General features: G+C 66.5%; 24 protein-coding genes. 17 read left to right on the forward strand and 7 right to left on the reverse strand.

What is annotated here, in order from left to right; genetic code table 11:
- The first annotated feature begins 6 nt into the window (after positions 1 to 6).
- The 4 genes from HCT51_RS14255 to HCT51_RS14270 all read left to right on the forward strand — a co-directional run bounded on the left by HCT51_RS14255 (position 7) and on the right by HCT51_RS14270 (position 3,324).
- Positions 7 to 417: an FMN-binding protein gene (locus HCT51_RS14255; protein ID WP_166877362.1), complete on the forward strand. Its 411-nt coding sequence runs from the start codon at positions 7 to 9 to the stop codon at positions 415 to 417.
- Positions 404 to 1,264: an FAD:protein FMN transferase gene (locus tag HCT51_RS14260; protein WP_166877359.1), complete on the forward strand. Its 861-nt coding sequence runs from the start codon at positions 404 to 406 to the stop codon at positions 1,262 to 1,264. The genes HCT51_RS14255 and HCT51_RS14260 overlap by 14 nt, the downstream gene beginning before the upstream one ends.
- The gene (locus tag HCT51_RS14265) at positions 1,261 to 2,763 is read left to right on the forward strand and encodes an FAD-dependent oxidoreductase (protein WP_166877356.1); all 1,503 of its coding nucleotides are present in this window, start codon (positions 1,261 to 1,263) and stop codon (positions 2,761 to 2,763) included. The genes HCT51_RS14260 and HCT51_RS14265 overlap by 4 nt, the downstream gene beginning before the upstream one ends.
- A 123-nt stretch (positions 2,764 to 2,886) precedes the next feature.
- The gene (locus HCT51_RS14270; protein ID WP_166877353.1) at positions 2,887 to 3,324 is read left to right on the forward strand and encodes an Hsp20/alpha crystallin family protein; all 438 of its coding nucleotides are present in this window, start codon (positions 2,887 to 2,889) and stop codon (positions 3,322 to 3,324) included.
- On the opposite strand, the gene HCT51_RS14275 is transcribed toward HCT51_RS14270, so the two are convergent.
- Positions 3,302 to 5,248 (reverse strand): heavy metal translocating P-type ATPase, encoded by a 1,947-nt coding sequence (locus tag HCT51_RS14275; RefSeq protein WP_166877350.1) that lies wholly within the window; start codon positions 5,246 to 5,248, stop codon positions 3,302 to 3,304. The two genes, HCT51_RS14270 and HCT51_RS14275, sit on opposite strands and share 23 nt — an antisense overlap.
- 135 nt (positions 5,249 to 5,383) lie before the next feature.
- Complete coding sequence (locus HCT51_RS14280; RefSeq protein WP_166877345.1) at positions 5,384 to 6,598, reverse strand: NADP-dependent isocitrate dehydrogenase; 1,215 nt, start codon at positions 6,596 to 6,598, stop codon at positions 5,384 to 5,386.
- 125 nt (positions 6,599 to 6,723) lie between these two features.
- Between HCT51_RS14280 and HCT51_RS14285 the strand changes: the two genes are divergently transcribed.
- The 3 genes from HCT51_RS14285 to HCT51_RS14295 are packed head-to-tail and all read left to right on the forward strand — an operon-like array spanning position 6,724 to position 8,051.
- Positions 6,724 to 7,176: a GNAT family N-acetyltransferase gene (locus HCT51_RS14285; protein WP_166877342.1), complete on the forward strand. Its 453-nt coding sequence runs from the start codon at positions 6,724 to 6,726 to the stop codon at positions 7,174 to 7,176.
- A 9-nt stretch (positions 7,177 to 7,185) separates the two neighbouring features.
- Complete coding sequence (locus HCT51_RS14290; RefSeq protein WP_166877340.1) at positions 7,186 to 7,746, forward strand: MGMT family protein; 561 nt, start codon at positions 7,186 to 7,188, stop codon at positions 7,744 to 7,746.
- Complete coding sequence (locus HCT51_RS14295) at positions 7,743 to 8,051, forward strand: MGMT family protein (protein WP_166877337.1); 309 nt, start codon at positions 7,743 to 7,745, stop codon at positions 8,049 to 8,051. Before HCT51_RS14290 ends, HCT51_RS14295 begins: the two co-directional genes overlap by 4 nt.
- Before the next feature lie 715 nt (positions 8,052 to 8,766).
- On the opposite strand, the gene HCT51_RS14300 is transcribed toward HCT51_RS14295, so the two are convergent.
- The 4 genes from HCT51_RS14300 to mmsB form a co-directional block, all read right to left on the reverse strand.
- Positions 8,767 to 10,572: an ABC transporter ATP-binding protein gene (locus HCT51_RS14300; RefSeq protein WP_166877334.1), complete on the reverse strand. Its 1,806-nt coding sequence runs from the start codon at positions 10,570 to 10,572 to the stop codon at positions 8,767 to 8,769.
- Positions 10,569 to 12,350: an ABC transporter ATP-binding protein gene (locus HCT51_RS14305; protein ID WP_166877332.1), complete on the reverse strand. Its 1,782-nt coding sequence runs from the start codon at positions 12,348 to 12,350 to the stop codon at positions 10,569 to 10,571. Before HCT51_RS14305 ends, HCT51_RS14300 begins: the two co-directional genes overlap by 4 nt.
- A 342-nt stretch (positions 12,351 to 12,692) precedes the next feature.
- The gene (locus HCT51_RS14310; protein WP_166877329.1) at positions 12,693 to 14,210 is read right to left on the reverse strand and encodes a CoA-acylating methylmalonate-semialdehyde dehydrogenase; all 1,518 of its coding nucleotides are present in this window, start codon (positions 14,208 to 14,210) and stop codon (positions 12,693 to 12,695) included.
- A 3-nt stretch (positions 14,211 to 14,213) separates the two neighbouring features.
- The gene (gene mmsB, locus HCT51_RS14315; RefSeq protein WP_166877326.1) at positions 14,214 to 15,128 is read right to left on the reverse strand and encodes a 3-hydroxyisobutyrate dehydrogenase; all 915 of its coding nucleotides are present in this window, start codon (positions 15,126 to 15,128) and stop codon (positions 14,214 to 14,216) included.
- A gap of 140 nt (positions 15,129 to 15,268) precedes the next feature.
- On the opposite strand from mmsB, the gene HCT51_RS14320 reads away from it, so the two are divergent.
- On the forward strand, positions 15,269 to 16,174 hold the full coding sequence (locus HCT51_RS14320) for a LysR family transcriptional regulator (RefSeq protein ID WP_224760516.1): 906 nt from the start codon (positions 15,269 to 15,271) through the stop codon (positions 16,172 to 16,174).
- Between the two features lie 69 nt (positions 16,175 to 16,243).
- Here HCT51_RS14320 and HCT51_RS14325 read toward each other — a convergent pair whose 3' ends face one another.
- The gene (locus HCT51_RS14325; RefSeq protein WP_166877926.1) at positions 16,244 to 17,545 is read right to left on the reverse strand and encodes an MFS transporter; all 1,302 of its coding nucleotides are present in this window, start codon (positions 17,543 to 17,545) and stop codon (positions 16,244 to 16,246) included.
- A gap of 257 nt (positions 17,546 to 17,802) precedes the next feature.
- On the opposite strand from HCT51_RS14325, the gene HCT51_RS14330 reads away from it, so the two are divergent.
- From HCT51_RS14330 to HCT51_RS14370, 9 genes are all read left to right on the forward strand, one after another.
- The gene (locus HCT51_RS14330; RefSeq protein ID WP_224760517.1) at positions 17,803 to 18,414 is read left to right on the forward strand and encodes a TetR/AcrR family transcriptional regulator; all 612 of its coding nucleotides are present in this window, start codon (positions 17,803 to 17,805) and stop codon (positions 18,412 to 18,414) included.
- Positions 18,411 to 19,445 carry an SDR family oxidoreductase gene (locus HCT51_RS14335; RefSeq protein ID WP_166877320.1) on the forward strand — a complete coding sequence of 345 codons (1,035 nt, stop codon included), beginning with the start codon at positions 18,411 to 18,413 and terminating at the stop codon, positions 19,443 to 19,445. The genes HCT51_RS14330 and HCT51_RS14335 overlap by 4 nt, the downstream gene beginning before the upstream one ends.
- Positions 19,446 to 19,552: 107 nt before the next feature.
- The gene (locus HCT51_RS14340) at positions 19,553 to 19,972 is read left to right on the forward strand and encodes a hypothetical protein (RefSeq protein WP_166877317.1); all 420 of its coding nucleotides are present in this window, start codon (positions 19,553 to 19,555) and stop codon (positions 19,970 to 19,972) included.
- Complete coding sequence (locus tag HCT51_RS14345; protein WP_166877314.1) at positions 19,972 to 20,193, forward strand: helix-turn-helix transcriptional regulator; 222 nt, start codon at positions 19,972 to 19,974, stop codon at positions 20,191 to 20,193. The genes HCT51_RS14340 and HCT51_RS14345 overlap by 1 nt, the downstream gene beginning before the upstream one ends.
- A 15-nt stretch (positions 20,194 to 20,208) precedes the next feature.
- Positions 20,209 to 21,192, forward strand: coding sequence for an NAD(P)-dependent alcohol dehydrogenase (locus HCT51_RS14350; RefSeq protein ID WP_166877310.1), 984 nt, complete (start codon positions 20,209 to 20,211; stop codon positions 21,190 to 21,192).
- Complete coding sequence (locus tag HCT51_RS14355; RefSeq protein WP_166877307.1) at positions 21,189 to 21,893, forward strand: ABC transporter ATP-binding protein; 705 nt, start codon at positions 21,189 to 21,191, stop codon at positions 21,891 to 21,893. The genes HCT51_RS14350 and HCT51_RS14355 overlap by 4 nt, the downstream gene beginning before the upstream one ends.
- Positions 21,890 to 23,200, forward strand: a complete 1,311-nt coding sequence (locus tag HCT51_RS14360; protein ID WP_224760518.1) for an ABC transporter permease — start codon at positions 21,890 to 21,892, stop codon at positions 23,198 to 23,200. The genes HCT51_RS14355 and HCT51_RS14360 overlap by 4 nt, the downstream gene beginning before the upstream one ends.
- Positions 23,201 to 23,239: 39 nt before the next feature.
- A complete protein-coding gene (locus tag HCT51_RS14365) occupies positions 23,240 to 23,788 on the forward strand; it encodes a PadR family transcriptional regulator (protein WP_166877304.1) in 549 nt (182 codons plus the stop codon).
- Between the two features lie 117 nt (positions 23,789 to 23,905).
- Positions 23,906 to 24,352, forward strand: coding sequence for a hypothetical protein (locus HCT51_RS14370; RefSeq protein ID WP_191413642.1), 447 nt, complete (start codon positions 23,906 to 23,908; stop codon positions 24,350 to 24,352).
- Positions 24,353 to 24,423: the final 71 nt, after the last annotated feature.

Here is a 24,423-nt window from a genome sequence, read left to right on the forward strand (position 1 = left end):
CCCTGCATGCGACCCTCGCGTACCCTGATCACCGCTCTCGCCGGAGTCGGCCTCGTCGGCGCCCTCACGGGATGCGCAGCAGACGGCAGCGCGATGGCCGAAGATCCGGCCCCCCAGAACGACTACGCCGACGGCGAGTATTCGGCCACCGGCTCGTACGTGTCACCGAACGGCACCGAGACGATCGATGTGTCGGTGACCCTCGAGGGCGGCGTCGTTGCCGACGTGGCGGTGACCTCGCACCCGACGAACCCGAACACCGAGCAGTTCCAGGGCCGGTTCGTGCAGGGCATCGCCGATCACGTGGTCGGCAAGAACCTCGATGAGCTGTCGGTGACCAAGGTGTCCGGTTCGAGCCTCACCAGTGGCGGCTTCAACGACGCCATCGAGCAGATCAAGGCCGATGCCCGCGGGTAGCCTCAGCTTCGAGGCCATCGGCACCCGGTGGCAGATCGACACCCCCGATCCGCTGCCGCCGGCCGTCATCACCGCGCTGCACGATCGCATCGACCGCTTCGACCGCGACTGGTCCCGGTTCCGCACCGACTCCCTGGTGGCCCGGATGGCCCAGACGCCCGGGCGCTGGCAGTTGCCGGATGACGCCACGCCGCTGCTCGAGCTCTACCGCGATCTGTACGAGGCGACGGATGGCGCGGTGTCGCCGCTGATCGGTCGTTCCCTGGAGACCCTCGGCTACGACCGCGACTACAGCCTCCGCCCGTCGGGGCCGCCGGTGCCCGCCCCGCGCTGGGAAGACGCCATCGCCTGGGACGGCACGCACCTCACTACGGTGCGCCCGGTCAGCGTGGACATCGGCGCCGCCGGGAAGGGCTACCTGGTCGACATCGTCGGGCGGCTGCTCACGGCGGCCGGGATACCCGAACATCTGGTCGACGCGGGCGGCGACATCCGGCACACCGGTTCAGACTCGATTCGCGTCGCGCTCGAGCATCCGCTGGATCCGAGCAAGGCGATCGGCGTGGTGACGCTCAGCGGCCGGGCGATCTGCGCGTCGGCCAGCAACCGGCGTGCCTGGGGCGATGGGCTGCACCACGTGCTGGATGCCACCACCGGGTTGCCGACCCGGCGGGTGATCGCCACCTGGGCCATTGCCGACAGCGCGTTGGTCGCCGACGGCGTGGCCACGGCGTTATTCTTCCGAGACGCCGACCGGTTGCGCTCGTTCGAGTTCGAGCACGTTCGGATGTTCTCTGACGGGCATGTGGAGTGGTCGCAGAACCTGACAGGAGAGGTGTTCGCGTGAACGGTACCGGGCTGGTGGCGTGGCTTGACCGGCAGCTGGGCCGGGTGAGCATGTACGTGCTGATTACCGCGGCGCTCACGGTGCTGGTGCTCGCGGCGATGCTGCTGGCGCTGACCGGCCAGCTCGGCTTCGAGCCCGTCTCGCTGCTCACCAGTGTCGTCGTGTCGCTCGCCGCGACGGTGGCATCCGGCTGGCTGTTCGCCCGGCTGTTCCGCGCCCGCGCGCACCTGCTGTCCTCGGCGATCACCGCCCTGCTGTTGTTCTTCCTGTTCTTCCCGTCCACCTCGCCCGACCAGCTGGGCTCCCTCGCCCTCGCCGGCGTGATCGCCAGCGCCTCGAAGTTCGTGCTGGCCTGGCGTGGACGGCACATCGTGAATCCGGCTGCGATCGGCGCCCTGGTGGTAACGCTGACCGAGCTGAACGCGAGCGTCTGGTGGGTGGCGACGCCGTGGCTGCTGCCGGTGACGGCGATCGGCGCGTTCCTCATTCTGTGGCGTACTCGCAAGGTCACGGTCGGCGTCGTCTTCGTGGTGGTGGCCGTGGCGGTCATCGTCATCCGGTTGGTGGCCTTCGGTCTCGACCCTGTCAGCGCGATCGGCAGCGCGTTCACCTCGTTCCCGGTGGTGTTCCTCGCCGGGTTCATGCTGAGCGAGCCGCTCACCCTGCCGCCGCGCCGCTGGCAGCAACTGCTGGTGGCGGTGGTCACCGCCCTGCTGTTCAGCATTCCGTTCCAGATCGGGTCGATGTATTCCACCCCGGAGCTCGCCCTCGTGATCGGCAACCTGATCGCCTTCGGGTTCGGGCAGCGCCGCGGGCTGCCGCTGGAATACCTCGGCCGCCAGCAGCTCACCCCCACCGCGTGGGAGTTCTCGTTCGCACCCGGTCGGCCCGCGCGGTTCCTGCCCGGGCAGTACGTCGAGCTCACCCTGCCGCACCGTGCCGATCTGCGCGGCTCCCGGCGCCCGTTCAGCATCACCTCGGCGACGCCGGATCGGCTGACCATTGGGGTTCGCTTCTCGCAGCCGTCGAGCAGCTTCAAGCTGGCGCTGCTCGATCTGGTGCCGGGCCAGACGGTGCGGGCCACCTCGATCGGCGGCGACTTCGTACTGCCGCACGACCCGTCGACGAAGCTGCTGCTACTGGCCGGCGGCATCGGCATCACCCCGTTCGTCGGCCAGCTGGCCGGCAGCAGCGGGCGCGACGCGGTGCTGGTCTACTCGGTGTCCTCGCCCGATGAGTTGGCTTTCGCGCCAAGGCTGGCGGCATCCGGTGCCCGCGTGCTGGTGGTCGCGCCCGAGACGTTCCCGGCGCTGCCGGACGGCTGGGAATACCTCGATTCCGGTCATCTCACCGCCGAGCGCTTGCTGGCGGCGGTTCCGGATGCCGCGGAGCGGACCGCCTACGTCTCCGGGTCTCCGAACTTCGTCAACGGCGTGCGTGCCACACTCCGGGCGGCCCGGGTGCAGCGCATCCGCACCGACCTGTTTTCCGGGTACTGAGCGGCCCAAATTTCAGCAAATTCTGAGCTTCTGCGACTTAGCAGTCACCTGACCCGAGTGCTAATATTCGAATTAGTTGAGTCGAAGGGACTCAACTCTGGCGTACAGAAGGAGTTGTGAACAATGGCCATGTACTTTGACCCATTCCGCGACCTGGACCGCGTCACCAGCACGCTGCTCGACCGCAGTCCGCGTGTGATGCCGATGGACCTCTACCGCGAAGGCGACCACTACGTGCTCACCGCTGATCTGCCGGGCATCGACCCGGGCTCGGTTGATGTGGACGTCGATGGCCAGCTGCTGACGATCCGCGCCGAGCGCACCGTCCGCGGCCAGGAGGGCGTCAAGTGGATCACCCGCGAGCGCATGGGCGGATCGTTCCTGCGCCAGCTCACCCTGGGTGACGGCATCGACCGAGATAAGATCAGCGCGCACTACGACAACGGCGTGCTGAGCGTGATGATTCCGGTCAGCGAGAAGGCCAAGCCGCGCAAGATCGAGGTAACGGCACCGAACATGTCCGAACAGCAGAAGGAGATCACGGTCGAGGCTTCCGAGTAGCCGGCCGATCGTTGATCACCGAAACGGCCGAAGCCTGCGGGCTTCGGCCGTTTTGCGTTCCGCGCGGAGCGATCCCACCGAGCACGGTCCGCGACTTGCGGCCCGGCGTCAGCGCCCGCAGCGCGTTCAGGATGGTCACCAGGTCGACGACCTCCTGCAGCGACGCCCCGACAATGGCCGGCAGCAGCCCGAACGCGGCGATCACCATCAGCACCACGCTCAGCGCGATGCCGATCCAGATGCTCTGCAGGGCGATCAATACGGTGCGCTGGCCGATGTCCACCGCCCGCGCCGCCCGCGACAGGTCGTCGAGCAGGATCACCACGTCGGCCGACTCGCTCGCCGCCGTCGACCCCTTCGCCCCCATTGCGATGCCGACATCGGCCACCGCGAGCACCGGCGCATCGTTCACCCCGTCGCCGACCATGATCACCGGCCGCGGCTGGGCGGCCTTCACGATCCGCACCTTGTCTTCGGGTAGGCATTCCGCCTGAACATCGGTGATGCCGATCTCATCGGCGATGTGCTGGGCGGTCGACGCGACATCCCCGGTCAGCATCATGGTCTTGCGCACGCCCTGTGTGGCGAGCGCGGCGAGGGTGGGTCCGGCCTCGGCGCGCAGGATGTCGCGCAGCACGATCGAGCCGGCGTACCGGTCGCCGATTCCGACGTAGACGGCCATCTCGCCGGCGCCGAGCGCGACCCGCGCGAACGGAACGGTGCGGGCGGCGACGAAGGCAGGCTTGCCCACCACCACATCGGTGCCGTCGATGACGGCGTCGACGCCGTTGGTCGCGACTTCGCGGGCGGATGTCGCGGACCTCAGTACCAGCCCGCGTTGCACCGCCGCCTCGGTGAGCGACGCCGCGACCACGTGCGACGAATACTGCTCGGCGGATGCCACCAGGGTGAGCAGTTCGTCGACGTTGTACCCGTTTGCCGGGGTCACCCGCAGCACGGTGGGGGTGCCGTGCGTGAGGGTTCCGGTCTTGTCGAAGGCCACGGTACGGGCGCGCGCCAGCTTCTCGAGCGTTCCGGCGTTCTTCACCACGATGCCGGCCTTCGCCGATCGGCTCATGCCGGCCATGAACGCCACCGGCGCCGCGATCAGCAGCGGGCACGGGGTGGCCACCACTAAGACCTCGGCGAATCGATGAGGGTCACCGGACACCCACCAGGCCACCCCGGCGAGCGCGTATGCCAGCAGGGTGAACGGAAGCGCGTAGCGGTCGGCGAGGCGCACGATCGGCGCCTTGCTCGACGACGCCTCCTGCACGAGCGCGACGATGCGCTGGTACTGGCTGTCTGCGGCGCGGGCGGTGGCGCGAATCCGCACGGCGGAGGGCCCGTTCACCGACCCGCTGAGCAGCAGGTCGCCGCGGTGCCGGTCGACGGGAAGGCTCTCCCCGGTCAGCGACGACTCGTCGACCGTCGCGGCCGCGCTCTCCAGTTGCCCGTCGACCGGCACGATCTCGGCCGGCCGGATGAGCAGCAGATCGCCTGGTTCCACCTCCTCGGCCGGGATGTCCTCGGTCTGGGTGTCGCCAAGCATGCGGTGTGCCTGCTGCGGCACTCGCGACAGCAGCGCGTTCAGCTCGCGTTTGGCGCGGCCGGCGGCGTAATCCTCGAGCGCCTCGCCACCGGAGAGCATCAGCACGATCACCAGGCTGGCCCAGTACTCGCCGACCGCGACCGTGGCCAGGATCGCGGTGACCGCCAGGATGTCGAGCCCGATCTCGCCGCGGGCCAGGGAGCGCAGCATCCGGACGGCCTGCTGGGCGGCGACGGCGAGCGCGAACAGGCTGATCATCCACGGCACGAAGGCCGCGGCATCCGTCATCGACAGCACCAGCCCGACGACGCCCACGACGACGGTCAGTGCCACGATCGGGTAGCGACGCAGCACTGTGCGGGCGGTGGCCATGCTTCATTCTCACGCCTCGGCGCACGCCGGTTCCAGTGAGGCCGGGCTTACGGCCCGGCCGCTGGTCGCCCGCGCCCTGACGGAAACGACGAAGGGCCGGAGCATCCGCTCCAGCCCTTCGTTGCGGTGCGTGGCTTACGCCAGGCGCGCCTTGAGGTTCTCGTCCAGCGTGTTGAGGAACTCTTCGGTGGTCTGGTACGCCTGGTCGGGTCCAACCAGCAGCGCCAGGTCCTTCGTCATCGCGCCGGATTCCACCGTCTTGATGACGACGTCCTCGAGCGTCGACGCGAAGTCGATGAGCTCCTGGTTGCCGTCGAGCTTGCCGCGGTGGTTGAGGCCACGGGTCCACGCGAAGATCGACGCGATCGGGTTCGTCGAGGTGGGCTTGCCCTGCTGGTGCTGACGGTAGTGACGCGTCACCGTGCCGTGAGCCGCCTCGGCCTCAACGACCTTGCCGTCTGGCGTGGCCAGAACGCTGGTCATGAGCCCGAGCGAGCCGAAGCCCTGCGCCACAGTGTCCGACTGCACGTCGCCGTCGTAGTTCTTGCAGGCCCAGACGTAGCCGCCCTCCCACTTCATCGCCGATGCGACCATGTCGTCGATCAGGCGGTGCTCGTAGGTGAGGCCGGCGGCGTCGAACTGCTCCTTGAACTCTGCGTCGAAGATCTCCTGGAAGATGTCCTTGAAGCGACCGTCGTAGGCCTTCAGGATGGTGTTCTTCGTCGACAGGTACACCGGGTAGTTGCGGGTCAGGCCGTAGTTCAGCGAGGCGCGTGCGAAGTCGCGGATCGAGGAATCCAGGTTGTACTGAACCTGCGCGATGCCGTCGCCCGGGGCCTGGTAGACCTCGAACTTCATCGGCTCCGAGCCGTCCTCGGGCGTGAACTCCACCGTGAGCGTGCCCTTGCCCTTGAACGCGAAGTCCGTGGCGCGGTACTGGTCACCGAACGCGTGGCGACCGATGATGATCGGCTTGTTCCAGCCGGGAACCAGGCGCGGAATGTTCGAGATGATGATCGGCTCGCGGAAGATCACGCCGCCGAGAATGTTGCGGATCGTGCCGTTGGGCGACTTCCACATCTTCTTCAGGCCGAACTCCTCGACGCGAGCCTCGTCGGGGGTGATGGTGGCGCACTTGACGCCGACGCCGTGCTTCTGAATCGCGTGAGCGGCATCGATCGTGATCTGGTCGTTCGTCTCATCACGCTTCTGGATGCCGAGGTCGTAGTACTCGAGGTTGATGTCGAGGTACGGGTGAATCAGGCTGTCCTTGATCTTCTGCCAGATGATGCGAGTCATCTCGTCGCCGTCGAGTTCGACGACGGTGCCTTCGACCTTGATCTTTGCCACTGGTGCTTCCTCTCGTTGAGCCGCACCAATCTTACAAGGCTTCGCAAACTATCTCGACGTAGAGATATATTCGGCGTCGCGAATCCGCACTATCCGCTCCCCCGGCCGACGGCTAGCCTGTTGCCATGGGCGAGCTGAGACTGGAAGAACTGTCGGCGAGGACAATCGTGGCGGCCAACAGCCTCACGTTGCGACCGGGCCAGGAGCAGTTTGTCGCGCCTCCGTCGTACGCGATTGCCGACGCCTGGATCGACCCCACCACGTCGTGGCCGCGGGTCGTGCTCGATGGCGACGAGGTCGTGGGCTTCATCCGTGGCAATTTCGATCCGGATGCCGAGCACGATTACTTCCGCAGTTGTGTGTGGCGCGTGCATGTCGCTGCCGAGTCGCAGGGAGCCGGCATCGGCAAGTTCGCGGTGCTCGCGCTGGCCGACGAGGCCAGGAAACGCGGCTTCACACAACTGACCGCGATTTGGGAGCCCGGAGAGTACGGTCCAGAGGAATTCTTTAAGAACGTCGGGTTCCAAGTTATCGGCGAAACGGCGTATGGCGAGAAAATTGGGGCGCTGGCCCTCTAGTCTGGGCTAATGACTGAATCAACAGGCTTCACGATTCGGGTGATCGAAATCACCGTGTCTATCCCGGCCGGGCGAGCACTGAACATTTCCAAGGTCGCCGAGCTCGTCGAAAGCGACCGTAAGGCAGTGAGCGCAGTACTGCGTGAGTACAAGGACTCGGGTGTGCCGTGGTGGCGCATCATCGACGATGAGGGCACCCCGATCTTCGGCAACGAGTTCGGTGCTCGGGCGCTCGAGCAGTACCTCACCGAGGGAACTCCGCTTCGCCCGTCGCCATCAGACCTCGGTTACGCGATCGCGCTCGACACCGCGGCCCCGGACGACGCGGCGGTTGTCGAACTCGAGCAGGCGCTCGCCGACCCCGCAGCAGACGTTCCCGCCGAAGCCGTGTCCGCGTTTGACGTGACCGCGCAGCCGGGCCAGCAGGTTCAGCCGGCCCAGCCGCGTCCCGCTGACGGCAACGAGAACCGCTCCGGCAACCGTGCAGCGGGCAGCAGCCCGTTCGACGAGCTGCTGCGCGGCAACGACGCTGGCAACGACACCGAGGCCACGCCCCACCGTCAGGGATGACCCAGCCGCGCGCCGACTTCGCCACCCAGGTGTTGGAAGTCGTCGACAGCATCCCTTCCGGCCGCGTCATGACCTACGGTGATGTCGCGGCCGTGCTCGGTTCACGGGCGGCCCGTACCGTCGGCCAGGTGATGGCCTATCACGGGCACCAGGTGCCGTGGTGGCGGGTGGTGCGCGCCTCCGGGCACGTCGCCCCCGGGCACGAAGACCGTGCCCTCGAGCACTTCCGAGCCGAGGGCACCCCGATCATGGAGACATCCGCCGGCTACCGGGTGAACCTGCGGATGGCGCGCTACCTGCCGTAGCCCCCGCCTCGCGCCGCCACCCTCGCGCCGCCACCCCGGGCGGCGGTACCTGCGTCGCCCGCACCCACCCCCGCGTCGTGCCGTGGTCTCCGCGCGGCATTGTATTTGAGCCATGTTGTCGCGCTTGAGCCACCGCGCGGTGGCTCAACCACGACAAGCTGGCTCAAGCGCCTCCACCGACACCGTCGGGACGGCTGCTTTCGAGCTCACGGGGCTCGCAAGCTCGCACCACACCACACCACACCGCGCCCGCGCCGCGCGGCCCCACGCCACGTGGGCGCCGCAACCAGCGAAGTTGCTCAGCCGAGGTGGCTCCCGCAACAGGAGATCGCGAGCTCCGAAGGCCACAATCCCACCATCACGGCCTTCCGTCGGCGCTTTTACCTTCCCTGGGGCCGAGCACACGGCGCAGGCGCGAGCCCGAGACGCTGCGGCCGTGCCCACGGCGCACGCCCGAGCCCGAGACCTTGCGGTCGAACTCAGGGCGCAGACCCACGGATCCCCGCGATTGCCCCCGACCGCCGCGCACGAGCACATGCCCAAGGCGCCGCACTGCATCACCGCACCACTGCGCAGGTCGCCGCACCCCTTCGCAGCTCCCCGCACCCGTTATTGCTGGTGCGGCGAGCTTGTTTGTGGTGCGTCGAGCGTGCTTCTGGTGCACCTGCGCCCGCACCCGCACCCGCACCCGCACCCGCGCTCGCTGCCGACCCAGCTACACCAGCGACTCCCGCCACGCCGCATGCAGCTGCGCAAACTTGCCGTCGCCGGCGATCAGCTCCTCTGGCGTGCCGTCCTCGATGATCCGGCCGTGCTCCATCACAAGTACTCGGTCGGCGATAGACACGGTCGACAAGCGGTGCGCGATGATCACCGCCGTGCGATCCGCCAGCAGCGTCTGCAGACCCTCCTGCACCAGCCGTTCGCTCGGGATGTCGAGGGACGCCGTCGCCTCGTCGAGGATCAGCACGCTCGGGTCGGCGAGGAATGCCCGCGCGAAGGAGAGCAACTGCCGCTGCCCGGCCGAGACCCGACCACCGCGCTTGTTCACGTCGGTGTCATACCCGTCGGGCATCGCCTCGATGAACTCATGCGCGCCCACGGCGCGCGCGGCATCCTGAATCTGCTCGAATGTGGCATCCGGCTTGCCGAGCGCGATGTTGTCGGCCACCGATCCGCTGAACAGGTAGGCCTCCTGGGTGACCATCACGATCGCCCGGCGCAGGTCTTTCGGATGCAGCTGGCGCAGGTCCACCCCGTCGAGGCGCACGGCGCCCTCGGTCGGGTCGTAGAACCGCGAGATCAGCTTGGCGAGGGTCGACTTGCCGGCTCCGGTGGTCCCGACCAGCGCGATGGTCTGCCCGGCGGGGATCTCCAGGTCGAACGATGGCAGCACCGGGCGGTCCGCGGTGTAGGCGAAGGCCACGGTGTCGAACGAGACGGCACCCTTCGCCTGCCACAGGTCGACCGGCTTCACCGGATCGGGCACGCCGGGCAGCTCCTCGAGCACGCCGGAGATCTTCTCCAGCGCCGCCGCGGCCGACTGGTACGAGTTGTAGAACATCGCCATGTCCTCGGCGGGGGCGAAGAAGTTGCGGGTGTATAGAAGCACCGCGAGCAGCACGCCGATGGCCAGGCTGCCGTCGGCCACCCGCAGGCCGCCGACGAGCAGCACCACGGCGAGGGTGACGTTGCCGATCAGGATCAGGCCGGGATCGTAGATTCCGAACAGTTGGATGACGCGGGCGTTGACATCCCGGTTGTCCTCAACCAGCTCGCCGAACTCCCGCTCGTTGCGCGTCTCCTTGCGGAACGCCTTCACCGCCCGGATGCCGGTCATCGTCTCCACGAATTGCACAATCATTCGCGCCGACGCGACCCGGGTGCGGCGGAACAGCTTCTGCGAGCGCACCTGGAACCAGCGCGTGAGGATCAGCAGCGGCACGAGCGCGCCGACCAGCACCAGCCCTGACACCCAGTCGACGATGAACATCGCGATGGCGACGAACACCATGTACAGGCCGCCCTGCACCAACTGGTTGATGCCGTTCGCCAGCAGCTCCTTGATCGACTCCAGGTCGCTGGTCTGACGGGAGATGATCCGCCCCGACGTGTAGCTCTCGTGGAATTCGAGGCTCAACCGTTGGGTGTGCAGGAACACCCGCTTGCGCAGGTCGATCAGCATCGCCTGGCTGATGCGGGCGGTCAGCACGGTGTACCAGGCGATCAGCACCGCGCCGATCAGCCCGGTGAGCAGGTAGGCGGCGACCGTGGCGGTCAGCGGGAACCAGTCCTGTTCGAGGAGCGCGGGCAGGCCGCGGTCGATGCCGATCGCGACGAGCGCAGGTCCAGCGACCTGGGCGATGGTGCTGATCAGGATGACGCCAGCGGTGAGCGCCACGGTGCCGCGCAACGGATGCAACAGTGACCCGAGCAGCCGCAGCGAGCGCTGACGCACCTGGTTGCTCTCGGCCGCGGTGAAGTCGTCCCGCTCTTCTCCTTCTACGCCGGTGACGCTCATGCGGTGACCTCCAGTTTCGGCGCATCCTGTTCGTCGTCCAGCGACGAGATGACGAAGCGGTAGTGCTCGCTGGTGGCGAGCAGTTCGGAGTGGGTACCGACCAGGGAGACCCGGCCGTCCTGCATGAGCGCCACCCGGTCGGCGAGCTGCACGGTCGACGGGCGATGCGCCACGATCAGCGCGGTGGTGGAGGCGAGCACTGTGCGAAGCGCCGCCTCGACCAGCGCTTCGGTGTCGACGTCGAGCGCCGACAAAGGGTCGTCGAGCACGAGCACCGAGGGTTTCGCGGCGACCGCCCGCGCCAGCGCGAGGCGCTGCCGCTGCCCGCCGGACAGGCTGAGGCCTTCCTCGCCGATGGTGGTGTCGAGCCCGTTCGGCAGGTCGTAGACAAAGTGCGCCTGCGCGATCTCGAGCGCCTCGGCCAGCTCCTGCTCAGTGCCGTGCGGACGCCCCATCATCACGTTGTCGCGCACCGACGCCGAGAACAGGGTGGCGTCTTCGAACGCCATCGCGATGTGCGTGCGCAGCTCCTGCCTGCTGAGGTCACGGATGTCGACCCCGTCGAGCAGGATGCGGCCGCCGGTCACGTCATACAGGCGGGTGGCCAGCGCGGTGAGGGTGGTCTTGCCCGACCCGGTCAATCCGACCAGAGCCATGGTCTCGCCCGGCTCCAGCGTGAGGTCGACGCCATCGATCAGGTCGGGCACCCGCGCCGGCGAATCCTGATAGCGGAAGTGCACGGCGTCGAAGGTCAGCCGCCCCTGCGGGCGCTCAACAGTCGACGGCGTCTGCGGATCGGTGATGGTGTTCTCCTCGTCCATCACGTCGAAGAACCGGTCGGCGGCGGTGCGCGTGTCGAAGGTCATCGACAGCAGGAACCCGATCGACTCCACCGGCCAGCGCAGCACGGTCGCGGTGGCGAAGAACGCCACCAGGTCGCCGACCGACAGCACACCGTTCGCGGCCAGCACCACCCCACCGAACAGCGACAGCGCGAAGGTGATGTCTGGCACCAGCAGCAGCCAGAGCCAGATGCCGGCGATCGCCTTGGCCTTCTCGATCTCGGTGCCGCGCAGCTGCTCGGCCTGCTTGGTGAAGTTCTCGAGGGCGTGCTTGCCGCGACCGAATGCCTTGAGCACCCGGATGCCGTGCACCGACTCCTCCACCGTCGTGGCCAGGTCGCCGGCCTGATCCTGGCTGCGCCGCGCCACCGTGGAGTACTTGCTCTCGAACACGAATCCGTAGATCCACAGCGGAATCGAGCACACCATGAACAGAACGCCGAGCATCCAGCTGATGTTCACCAGGAACACGAATCCCACACCGATGGTGACGATGTTGACGACGAGCAGCACGATGCCGAACGCCAGCCACCGTCGGATGAGGCCGAGGTCGGCCGTCATCCTCGACAGCAGCTGCCCGCTCGGCCAGCGGTCGTGGAACGCGACCGGCAGGTCCTGCAGCTTGGCGTAGAAGTCGTTGCGCATCCGGGCTTCGACGTGAGTTCCGGGGGTGAGCACCAGCCAGCGGCGGAGCGCCACCATCACCGCCTCCAGCACGCCGAGGGCGAGCACCAGCACGACGGCCGGACCGATCGCCGTGACGTCACCCGCGCTGAGCGACCCGTCCACCAGCGCGCGCAGCACCTGCGGGATGACCAGCGAGACCAGGGCGCCGGCGAGCGCGGCGATCATTCCGAGCACGATGCGGGGCATCGCCGGACGCGCGTACGTGTAGATCCGCGCGATGGCGCGCGCGGTGGAAGGTTTCTTCGGCATGGGTCGTTTCCTTGCTTGCAGAGCTCGGCGTCGTGGCGCGGGTGATAGCGCGCCACCGGACGCGGTGACGTCCGGGGTTCGGAGGCGGGAGGGGTTAGACCTGCGCCCAGAGGCCGCGCCGGGCGGAGCGAACGGCACCCGCAAAGACCGAGTATCCGGTTGCGATTGTCTTCGTCATGTCGCCCTCCAGGCCGTCGTCATCATGCCCCCGGCAAAACGGCGCCGAGCAGCCTTTCAGCTTAGGGCCAGCCTCGCTCAGTCTGCAAGGAAAATCTCGCGCAACAAGAAACCGCCACGAACCACACCTGAGGCATGATTCGTGGCGGTTCGGATGTCGCGGAACTAGTGCGTGGGGAAGCCCAGGCTGATCTGGCTTTCATTCGGTTCCGGCCAGCGGGTGGTCACGACCTTGCGGCGCGTGTAGAAGTTGAACGACTCCGGCCCGTACATGTGGGTGTCGCCGAACAGCGAGTCCTTCCAGCCGCCGAACGAGAACGCGCCGATCGGCACCGGGATCGGCACGTTGACGCCGACCATGCCGACCTCGATGTCGAACTCGAACTGCCGGGCGGTCTTGCCGTCCCTGGTGAACACGGCGGTGCCGTTCGCGAACCGGTTGGAGTTGATCAGGTCAACCGCCTCCAGGTAGCTGTTGACCCGCACCACGGAGAGCACCGGGCCGAAGATCTCGTCGTCGTAGACCTTCATGCCGGGCTTCACGTTGTCGACCAAGGAGACGCCGATGAAGTATCCGTCGGAGTCGAAGGCCTGCTCGCGGCCGTCGACGACGACGGTTGCGCCGTCGGTCACGGCGCTGTCCACGTAGCTGGCAACCCGGTCACGGGCGTCCGCGGTGATCAGCGGACCCATCTCCGACGCGGGGTCGGTGCCATCGCCGATCACCAGGCCGGTGGTGCGCTGCTTGATCCGGTCGACGAGGTCGTCGGCGATCGGGCCGACCGCCACCACGACAGACACGGCCATGCAGCGCTCCCCCGCCGATCCGTACGCGGCCGAGATCGCGGCATCCGCTGCCGAGTCCAGGTCGGCATCCGGCATGACGACCATGTGATTCTTGGCGCCACCGAGGGCCTGCACGCGCTTGCCCGCCTGCGCCGCCGACGTGTACACGTACTTGGCGATCGGGGTGGAGCCGACGAAGGACACCGCCTTGATGGTCGGGTTCACCAAAATCTCGTCGACCGCTTCCTTGTCGCCGTGCACGACGTTCAGGATGCCGTCAGGCAGCCCGGCATCCCGGAATACCTGCGCCAGCCACACGGCCGCGGACGGGTCACGCTCACTCGGCTTCAGGATGACGGCGTTGCCGGCCGCGATCGCGGTGGTGACCATCCAGAGCGGCACCATCGCGGGGAAGTTGAACGGGGTGATGCAGGCGACCACGCCGAGCGGCTGGCGCGTCTGGTGCACGTCGATGCCGGTGGCGACCTGCTCGGAGTAATCCCCCTTGAGGTGGTGCAGCAGGCCGGTGCAGAAGTCCACGTTCTCCAGGCCTCGGGCGATCTCGCCGCTGGCGTCGGAGAGCACCTTGCCGTGTTCGGCGGTGATGATCGCCGCCAGGTCGTTCTGGCGTTCCTCGATCAGCTGACGCACCCGGAACAGCACCTGCGAGCGCTTGGCCAGTCCGGTCTTGCGCCAGCCGGGCTGCGCGGCGGCCGCCACCTCGACGGCGTGGCGCACGGTGTCAGCTGACGCGAGCGCCACCTGCCCGGTCTGCTGACCGGTTGCCGGGTTGAACACGCGGCCGTAACGGGCGGAGTCTGTCACCGATTCGGCGCCGATCAGGTGGCCGATGGTCTGAACGTCGGCGGTGGTGGTGGGGACGAGAGTGTCGGTCATGGCTTATGCCTCCTGGTAGCCGCGGACGGAGCCGTCCGGCGAAATCTGCTTGACGATGAGGGAACAGTCCTTGTCGGCGAGGCCGTCGGCGATCAGCGCGTCGAAGTGGTCGCGGGCGAGGCTGGCGGCGGGGAGCTTGACCCCGGTGAGCGCGCCGGCGTCGAGCGCCAGCCCGACGTCCTTGCGGGCCAGGTCGACGCGGAAGGTGGCGTCGAAGTTGCGGTTCGCGGCGGCGCTGTCGACGATGCCGGGCACCGGATACCAGGTCTGCTGGGCCCAGGAGCGGCCGGATGACACCGACGCGATCTCCCAGAACACCTTCGGATCCAGGCCGAGGTTCTCGGCCAGTTGGGAGCCCTCGGCGGCCGCCATCAGGTCGATGAACAGCATCATGTTGTTGCAGATCTTGGCCGCGATGCCCATGGTCGCCGCCCCGGCGACGATGGTCTTACCCGACATCGGCGTGATGAAGGCGACCGCGTCGTCGACGGCCTCGGGTTCGCCACCCACCATGAATGCCAGGGTGGCGGCGGAGGCGCCGCTGATGCCGCCGGAGACCGGGGCGTCGACAAACCGGAAGCCGCGCCTGGCCGACTCCTCGTGGCAGAAGCGCGAGGTTTCCACGTCGACCGTGGAGCTGTCGGCGAGCAGCGTTTCGGTGCTGGCCGTGGCCCAGATGCCGTCCGGTGCCTCGAAGACGCTGCGCACATGCTCGCCCTTGGGCAGCATGGTGAATACGACATCCGCACCCGTTACAGCCTCGGCAATGCTGCCGACGATCTCGACGCCGTTCTCGGCGGCGGCGGCATTCGCGTCCGGGTTCAGGTCAAAGCCTCGCACCGTGTGCCCGGCCTTCACCAGGTTCGCTGTCATCGGGCCACCCATGTTGCCCAGGCCGATCCATCCGTATTGAGCCAACGGGACCTCCTTGTCCACTTGTCGCTTTACCGCGCGGCTTCGAGCGGTGATGCCCACCGTATGCGGCATCCGTCTGCTTATCAATGCACAGCGCGCCACGACAATTGCACTTCGGATGCGCATTCATGCACACTGACTGCATGCGAGCCGCCGCCGACTACCACCATCACCTCGAAAGCCTGATGACATTCCTGGCCGTCGCGCGGCTCGGGCGTTACACGGCGGCCGGTGAGTCGCTGGGCGTGAACCACTCCACGGTGTCGCGCCGCATCCGGGGCCTCGAGGCTGTGATGGGCGGGCGGGTGCTGGCGCGCACACCGGCGGGCTGGGAAGTCACCGAACTCGGGCAGCGGGCACTGGCCAGCGCCGAGGAGGTGGAGCGCGCCCTGGCCGGCCTCAGCCAGCACGCCGACGGCGGCGAGATCTCGGGCATGGTGCGCCTCGCCGCGCCGGACGCCTTCTCGACATATATGGCCACTCCGGCACTCGCCGCGCTGCAGCGGGAACACCCGGGGCTGGTCGTCGAGGTGATCAGCGCCACCCAGCGCGTGCGGCAGAACCGGTCGGGAGTCGATCTGGAGATCGTGATCGGCAAACCCTTCGTGCACAAGGCGGTCGCCGCGCACGTGCTCGACTACGCGTTGGGGCTGTACGCGAGCCCGGAGTACTTGGAACGGGTCGGGCATCCGCGCACGCTCGACGACCTCGCGGATCATCGACTCAACTACTACATCGAGTCCGCATTGCGTGTGGATGACCTTGACCGGGCGACCGACAGCCTGCCGCCGATGCGCCGCGGAATCTTCTCGACCAGCGTGTTCGCGCAGGTGGCGGCAACCGTGGCCGGTGCCGGGATCGGTCTGCTGCCGACCTTCCTCGTCGAGGGCCGCGACGACCTCGTGCGGGTGCTCCCTGACGGCTACAACCATGAGCTGTCCTACTGGGCGGTGGTGCGCGAGGAGGCGATGCGCAGCCCGGTGGTGACCGCCGTGTTTGCGGCGCTGCGCGAGGCCGGGGCGAACGCGGCACCCGTCGTGCGCGGCTGAGCCCGCGGTGGTCTGCCACAACGGAAAGGGAGGCCCGCTCGCGCAGGCCTCCCTTCGTCGTGCTGTCGGTTACTTGCGACCGGCGGCGTTCAGTTCCGCGGTGCGGGCGCGATCCATGTCGTCGAGGTCGTGCAGCGACGAGCCGCGGGTCTCGCGCAGCGCAGCCACAGCGATCAGGGTGACCACGGCGGCGATCACGATGTAGATCGCGACCGGGATCCACGACTCGAACTCCCTCAGCAGCGCCGCGGCGATGATCGGAGCCATCGAGCCGGCCACGATCGACGTCACCTGGTAGCCGAGCGAGACGCCGGAGTAGCGCATCCGAGTCGGGAACATCTCGGCCATGATCGACGGCTGACCCGCGTACATCAGGGCGTGCACCATCAGGCCGAGGATCACTGCGGCCAGGATGATCGGCGCCTGGCCGGTGTCGAACATCGGGAATGCCGCGAACGGCCACACGATCATCAGCGTCGCACCGGTCGCGTAGACCGGGCGTCGTCCGAAGCGGTCGGTGAGACCGCCCACCAGCGGCACCACGATCAAGTGCGCAACGTGCGCGAGCAGCATCAGGCCAAGGATCTCCGTGGTCTCAATGCCCACCTGGGTGGCGAGGTAGGTGATCGAGAAGGTGACCACCATGTAGTACAGGATGTTCTCGCCGAAGCGCAGTCCCATCGCGGTGAAGACGCCACGCGGGTAGCGCTTGAACACCTCGACCACGCCGTAGCCGGCCGCCGCGTTCTGCTCGAGTTCTGCCTTGGCCTCGATGAAGATCGGCGCATCGCTGATCTTGGTGCGAATGTAGTAGCCGATGGCCACGATCACGACCGACAGCCAGAAGCCCACACGCCAACCCCAGGCGAGGAAGGCTTCATCGCTCAACAGGGCCGACAACGTCAGCAGCACGACGGTGGCCAGCAGGTTACCGGCCGGAACCGCGGCCTGTGGCCAGCTCGCCCAGAAACCGCGTTCCTTGTCCGGCGCGTGCTCGGCGACCAGCAGCACGGCGCCGCCCCACTCACCACCGACGGCGAAGCCCTGGAAGAAACGCAGCACGATCAGCAGGATCGGAGCGGCGTAACCGATCTGGTCAAAGGTCGGCAGGCAGCCCATCAGGAAGGTGGTGACACCGACCAGGATGATCGCGACCTGCAGCAGGCCCTTTCGGCCGTACTTGTCACCGAAGTGTCCGAAGACGATGCCACCGATCGGACGGGCAATGAAGCCCACCGCGTAGGTCAGGAACGCCTTGATGATGTTGTCAAGTGGATCCGCACTCTCGGGGAAGAAGATCTTGTTGAACACCAGCGTCGCGGCCGTGGCGTACAAGAAGAACTCGTACCATTCCACGACGGTTCCGGCCATTGATGCGGTGACGACGCGGCGCAAGCCTCGCCTTGCCGCTGGGGTATCTCCACCTCGGGGTGACGATTTTACGGACGAACTCACGGACTACCTCCTTGTAGTGTGCGCTTCCCTGTCGGGTTGCGCGGGGCGCCTCTGCCCCTTCTGTGCGTCGTGACCTACAACCTGAATCGGCTGTCACGTCTGACATCCTTACACATCAGCAGCGCGTCATGGCGTCCTTTACAAAACTCGACCGACTGGTCTAGTTTTGCGTCATGACCATTCAGGCGGATCGAAAAGTGGGCCCCAAGGGCCTAGCCGCGAGAGAGGCGTTAGCGCGAGCAACGCTTCGCTTGATCCAGGCGCAGGGATATCACGGAACCGGAGTCGCCGAGGTTGCGGCATCCTCGGGCGTGTCGAAGGGCTCCTTGTTCTTCCACTACCCCGACGGCAAGGACCAGCTGGCGGTCGCCGCGATCGACCTTGCCGAGGCAGACATCAGTCACCTGCTCCGGTCGGCCGCGGCATCTGCGACCACGCTGGTGGATGCCATCGCGACCGTTCTGGAGGCCTTGGCCGCCGACCTGATCGCGAGTGATTTCACGACCGGCTGCCCTGTGGCGGTGGTGACCATCGAGTCCGGCGGCTCGAACGAGCGGCTTCGCGACGCGTGCGTCCGCGCCTACGATTCCTGGGTTGAGCCGGTGCGCGAGATGCTTGCGAGCCACGGCTTTCCCGCCGAGACGGCAGCACCGCTGGCCTCGACCATCGTGAGCCTGGTCGAGGGGGCGATGGTCACCAGCCGCGCCCGTCGAGACACGGCCCCGCTGCGGGACGCCCAGCTCATGTTGGGGATGCTGCTCGCCGCAAATGGCGAAGCCTCATGACAGCGCAGGCCGCTACCGAGTCACTCGTATTCGGGGCAACCGGATTCATCGGAAGATGGCTCGTGCGGCAACTTCTCCTCGAGGGAGAAGCCGTCGTAGCGGCAACGCGCACGGCATCCGGAGCCACTGCCCTGCGGCACTGGCTTCACGAACACGACACCGAGACCTCGCGCTTGCGCACCGTCATCGTCGACTTCCAGACGCCGCAGTCCGTCGCGACATCCGGCCTCCACGCGGTTCGTGACGTCTTCAACGTCGCAGGCGGCTTTGCCTTCGGGATGTCGCATTCCGAGGCGTTCGCCGCGAATGTCGAGGTTTCCCGAGCGGTGGTGGCAACTGCCTCGCAGGTGCCGCACCTTCGACGCCTGGTGCACCTGTCTGGCTATCGCGTCGGCGGCCAAGACCCGAGTGCTGTCCCGTGGAGCGACACCAAGCGAGCCCGAGAGTACCGGCGATTGGGGGCGTACGAGGGCTCGAAGGTCGAGAGCGACGCCGTCGTCCAGGCCGAAGCCCGCCGCCTCGGTGTGCCGCTGACCATCGTCAATCCGGCCACGGTGATCGGCGACAGCGTTCGAGGAGAGAGCGAGCAGCTCATCGGTCTCGCCGACACGGTTCTCTCGCTCTCCCGCCGCACCCTGCCGGCGGTGCCGGGGAACTCGACCACATTCGTGCCGGTCGTCACCGTCGATTACCTGGCGCAGTTCATGACGATCCTGCCGCGGATACCGGAAACCTCCGGGTGTTCTTACTGGGTTCTGGATGACGCGACCCCACCCTTGCCCGCCCTGCTTGCCTCGATCGGGCGCCATTTGGGTGTTCCTGCGCCCCGATGGCGCGTACCGGTGTGGCTGATTCGTGCGCTCCCGCGGAGCATCACACAGGCAGACCCCGAGACGCTGTCCTTCCTCTCGTCGGATCGGTATCCGACGGGTCCGGCTGCGGCACTCGCCGCCCGCCACGGGCTCCACTTCCCCGACGTGCGCACCTCGCTCCATCTGTGGGCTGACTACCTGGTGGGCCGCTCGGCGTAAGTTTTTTCGGACATGTTGTAAAAAAAGCTTTACATGGTGACTAGCTTTCTATACATTCGGGGATGTAAAGAAAACCAGACAATTCACCCGTCGAGCGAAGGAACTACATGTCGTACGAAGAGAAACGCACGTGGATCTATGCGGTGGTGGCAATTGCCGCCCCTGCCGTCTACGTCACCTACATTCTGGGGAAGGTCGCCAGCACCCCGGTCACCGATATCGACTACGTCGGTGCCATGCTCATTGCCATCGGCGGCGCCATTCTGGCGTCGATCGTCGCGGGCATGTTCATCGGCATCTCCTCCTCGAAGGAGGCGGGACGAAAGGACGAGCGGGACCAGGAGATCGGCCACCGCGGTTTCATCCTCGGCTTCTTCGTCTTCAGCATCCTGATGGTGGCGCCGCTGGTGATGGCCATGGCCGAAGTACCCCACTTCTGGATCGCGAACACCATCTACCTCGCGTTCGCGCTCACCGCCTTCTTGTACTCCGTGCTCAAGATCGTCGCCTACCGCCGGGGGTTCTAGTGGGCAAGCCAACCCGAGTGACCAACGACATTCGTCGGTTGCGGTTCGCGAACGGGGAAATGACCCAAGCCGAGCTCGCGCAGCGCCTAGATGTCACCCGTCAGACCGTGATCGCCATCGAACAAGGTCGGTACTCCCCGTCACTGGAGGTCGCGTTCCAGATCGCGAAAGTGTTCAACGTTCCGCTGGACGCCGTCTTCCAATATCCAAGCGACAGCTAGCACAAGGAAAACGTCATGAGAGCAATTGTCAGTCGCACCTACGGTTCGCCGGATGTCGTGCGCATCGAAGAAGTTGCCGTCCCTGTCCTGAAAGACCATGAGATCCTGATCCGCAATCACGCCACCGTGGTGTCGGCAGCCGAATGCACCGCGCGCGGAGGCAAAGACCCCTCCGCCCGCCTCTACTTCGGCCTGTTTCGGCCGCGCTTCCCGGTGCTCGGTACGAGCTTCGCCGGCGAAGTGCACTCGGTGGGCAGCGCGGTGACCAGATACCGAGTCGGCGACCAGCTCATGGGGTCGGTTGGACCGACCCTGGGCGCGCACGCGGAACTCGTCCGCACATCGGATGACGGCATCATCACCGCCAAGCCGGCGGGCCTGCCGTGGGCGGACGCGGTCGCCATCTTCGATGGCGCATTGACCGCGCTGCCCTTTCTGAGGGACGCCGCCCGATTGCAGAGCGGGCAGTCCATTCTCATCAACGGCGCCTCGGGCGCTGTCGGATCGGCGGCCGTTCAGCTCGCCAAGCACTTCGGCGCAGTGGTGACCGCGGTCACCAGCACGCCGAATCTGGAACTCGTGAAGTCGCTCGGCGCCGACCACGTGATCGACTACACGGCCGGAGATTTCACGCGAAACGGCCAGACCTACGATGTGGTCTTTGATGCGGTGGGCAAGAGCTCCTACCGGCGCAGCCGCGCGCTACTGAAGCCAGGAGGGATCTACCTCACCACCGTTCCGTCGCTGCCCATCCTGGTTCAGATGCTGTGGACCTCGAAGATGGGCAAGACGAGGGCGGCCATCGCGTTCACGGGACTGCGGAAAGCGCCCGCGATGGCGAAAGACGTGGCGTTCATGGGCGAGCTCACGACCACAGGGAAATATGTGCCGGTCATCGACAAGCACTACACCCTGACGCAAGCGGCGGCCGCGCACGCTCACGTGGAAACCGGACGGAAAAAGGGAAGCGTCGTAATCTCCCTGGCGGATGCAGCATGAATACCGCGCTGCTCGAGGCACGCGACATCCGCAAGTCCTATGGAACCGGCACCGCGCGCTTCGATGCTCTCACGGGCGTCTCGATTCAGGTTCAGGCCGGAGAGTCGATCGCCATTGTGGGCAAGAGCGGGTCGGGAAAGTCGACGCTGATGCACTTGCTTGCCCTGCTCGACAGCCCCGACTCCGGCGAGCTTGCGATCAACGGCGCGGACTCATCCCAGCTCAGCGTGAAGCAGCTCAACCGGCTGCGCAACGAGGACTTCGGCTTCGTGTTCCAGCAGTTCTTCCTCACGCCGAATGCCTCGGTGCTCGAAAACGTCGTTCTGCCGTTGAAGATCGCCGGAGTCGGCGCGCGAGAGCGCACCACCAGGGGCATGGCCGTGCTCGAGCAGCTGGAACTCGCCGATAAGGCAAAGAACAAGGCGATCAACCTCTCCGGAGGGCAGAAGCAACGCGCGGTCATCGCTCGCGCGCTCGTCAACAACCCGAGAGTGATCTTCGCCGACGAGCCGACCGGCAACCTCGACACCGTGACCGGCCGTCTGGTCGAAGACATCCTGTTCTCGCTCAACAAGCACCACGGGATCACCCTCGTGATCGTTACCCACGATGAGGATCTGGCGGCCAGCTGCGACCGGCAAATGTTCGTTCGCGATGGACGCGAAGTCCACGCAATAGCACTGGAACAGGACGCGGCATGAACGGCATGAACGGCATGAGCAGCTTCGACATCGTCAAGACCGCCGTCGGCAACAGTTTTCGCAACAAGCTCCGCACGACAATGACGGTCGTCGCCATCTTCATCGGAGCGTTCACCCTCACGCTCACCAGCGCGATCGGCACCGGCGTCTCCAGCTACCTCGATGTGCAACTCGCGTCGGTCGGTGCCGCGGACGTGCTCACGGTGTCCAAGACGGCGGAGAACGCCGCTGCCCTTGGCGATGGTCCGGCACCATACGATCCAGCCCAGGCAACCGCGGCCGGCATGGCGAGTCCCGAGGTGAGCGTGCTCACCCGCGACGACCTTGATGCGATCGCCGCCACCGACGGGCTGCGCTCGGTGAGCGCGGTGGTCACCGTCCAGCCGCGATACATCGAGTACGACAACAACGGGAAATACCAGCTGGTCGTGAGCGAGGGCACCGCCACCGCGATGACGCGCGCAGACCTCGCCGCCGGAGAACAGCTGAGCGACACGAACGACGAAAACCAGATTCTCCTTCCCGCGGCGTATCTGGACAACCTCGGATTCGAGGACGCGGCGAGCGCGATCGGCGAATCGGTCATGATCGGCATCACCGACCATGACGGGACGATGCATGAGGTGGTAGCCACGGTCGTCGGGGTGCAGAACCTGACGCTGCTCGGCGTCGGTGGCCGGTTCAACCAGGCGTTGACCTATGGGTTAGACCTCGTGCAGAACAGCGGCATGCCCGCCGGTTCCGACCGGGGGTACCTGCTCGCCACTGCCCATTTTGACGAGAGCGCGAGCCAGGAGCAGATCAGCGCGATCAAGGCCGACCTGGCAGATCAGGGCTACACCGCGCAGACCGTGGCCGATCTCATCGGCGTCTATCAGAGCATCCTGACCGGCATTGTCGGTGTGTTGAACGGGTTTGCCGTTATCGCGCTCATTGCCGCCGGTTTCGGCATCATCAATACGCTTGTCATGAGCGTGCAGGAGCGAACCCGCGAAATCGGACTCATGAAGGCAATGGGGATGAGCGGCGGCAAGGTCTACGCGCTGTTCAGCGTGGAGGCGATCTTTATCGGGATGCTCGGCAGCGCAATCGGGGCGCTCGTTGCCATCGTGACCGGGGTCCTCATCAGCAACGCGCTTTCCAGCACGGTGCTTGCCGATCTGGAAGGACTGCAGGTGATGCAGTTCACGCCGGCATCCGTTGGAGGCATCATCGCCGTGGTCATGCTCATTGCGTTCCTCGCCGGCACGCTCCCGGCCAGGCGGGCTGCGCGACAGAACTCGATCGACGCCCTCCGGTACGAGTGACCGCGGTAGCCTAGTATCTAGCAGATATTAGGAGGGCACGTGCCGCGTTCTGATCAGTCCCAAACTGCCATTCTGGGAGCCCTCAGCATCATGCCGATGACGGGGTATGCCCTGCGGGAGCAGATACGCGACACTCTGGGCCACTTCTGGAACGAGAGCTTCGGACAGATCTACCCGACGCTTGCGCAACTGGAACAGCAGAACCTGGTGGAGCGTCAACCATCCGATGGGTCCCGCTCGACCACGTTCGGCATTACAGCCGCCGGCATCACTCGCCTCCGTGAACTCCTTGCTGAGCCCCCGCAAGAGCCCAAACCTCGGAACGGTCTCATGCTTCGACTCTTCTTTGGCGCTCAGCTTGGCCCTGACGCGTGCAGGGATCTTGTGCTCGACGCCCTCGAGCAGGCGGAGGCACAACTTGCCGAGCTGGAAGCCACGCGTCAGGACCTGATCACAGATGCCGCGCTCGCGGAGGCCGCTCCGTACATCGCCCTCACCATCTCGGCCGGCGAGCACTCCGCTCGCGCCACCATCGCCTGGGCGAATGAGGCGCTGGCAGAGTTGGCCGAATTGGGCTCCACGGCCTGACCCTCCCAGCGGATTTCCGTTGGCCCCGCACTTGCATTGCGTTCCATATCTAGTAGATATATTGTCGCGATTCCCGTAGCATATCTGTTAGATACACACGAACAACGAAGGAGCACAATGACCAGGCAATCGCGCACCCATCGAACCTCCCCGAGCGCCGCCGGAAAGGTCGCGGCCGCGCTCCTGTTGGCTGTGACACTGTTCCAAGGCGCACTGGCTTTGGGCGCGCCCTGGGGCGAGGCAGCCTTCGGCGGAGCAAACCCCGGAGTCCTTCCTGACTCGCTCCGGGTCAGCAGTGCGGTGGCACTGGTTGTGTACCTCCTTCTTGCCGCTGTCGCTGGCACGAGCTGGACCGGCGCGAATTTTCGTCGGCGCGTGCTCTACGGAACCGCCGTCCTCATGGTGGCTGGATCGCTGGCGAACATCGCGTCCCCGTCGTTCATCGAGCGAATTATCTGGGCACCCGTCACCGTGGCGCTCGTGGTTGCGCTGTGGCATGCTGCGCGCCACGAGTCGCTGGCGCCCGCTTCACGGCTGAGTAGGGCTGCCGCGCAGGGCGCGTAGCGATCACGCTGGCGTTTGCAGGGAACTCGCCTGGGATAGCTCCCGATGGCCGCTCATCGTCATAAATCTCT

This window comes from Salinibacterium sp. ZJ450 (assembly GCF_011751885.2).
GTDB lineage: Bacteria > Actinomycetota > Actinomycetes > Actinomycetales > Microbacteriaceae > Ruicaihuangia.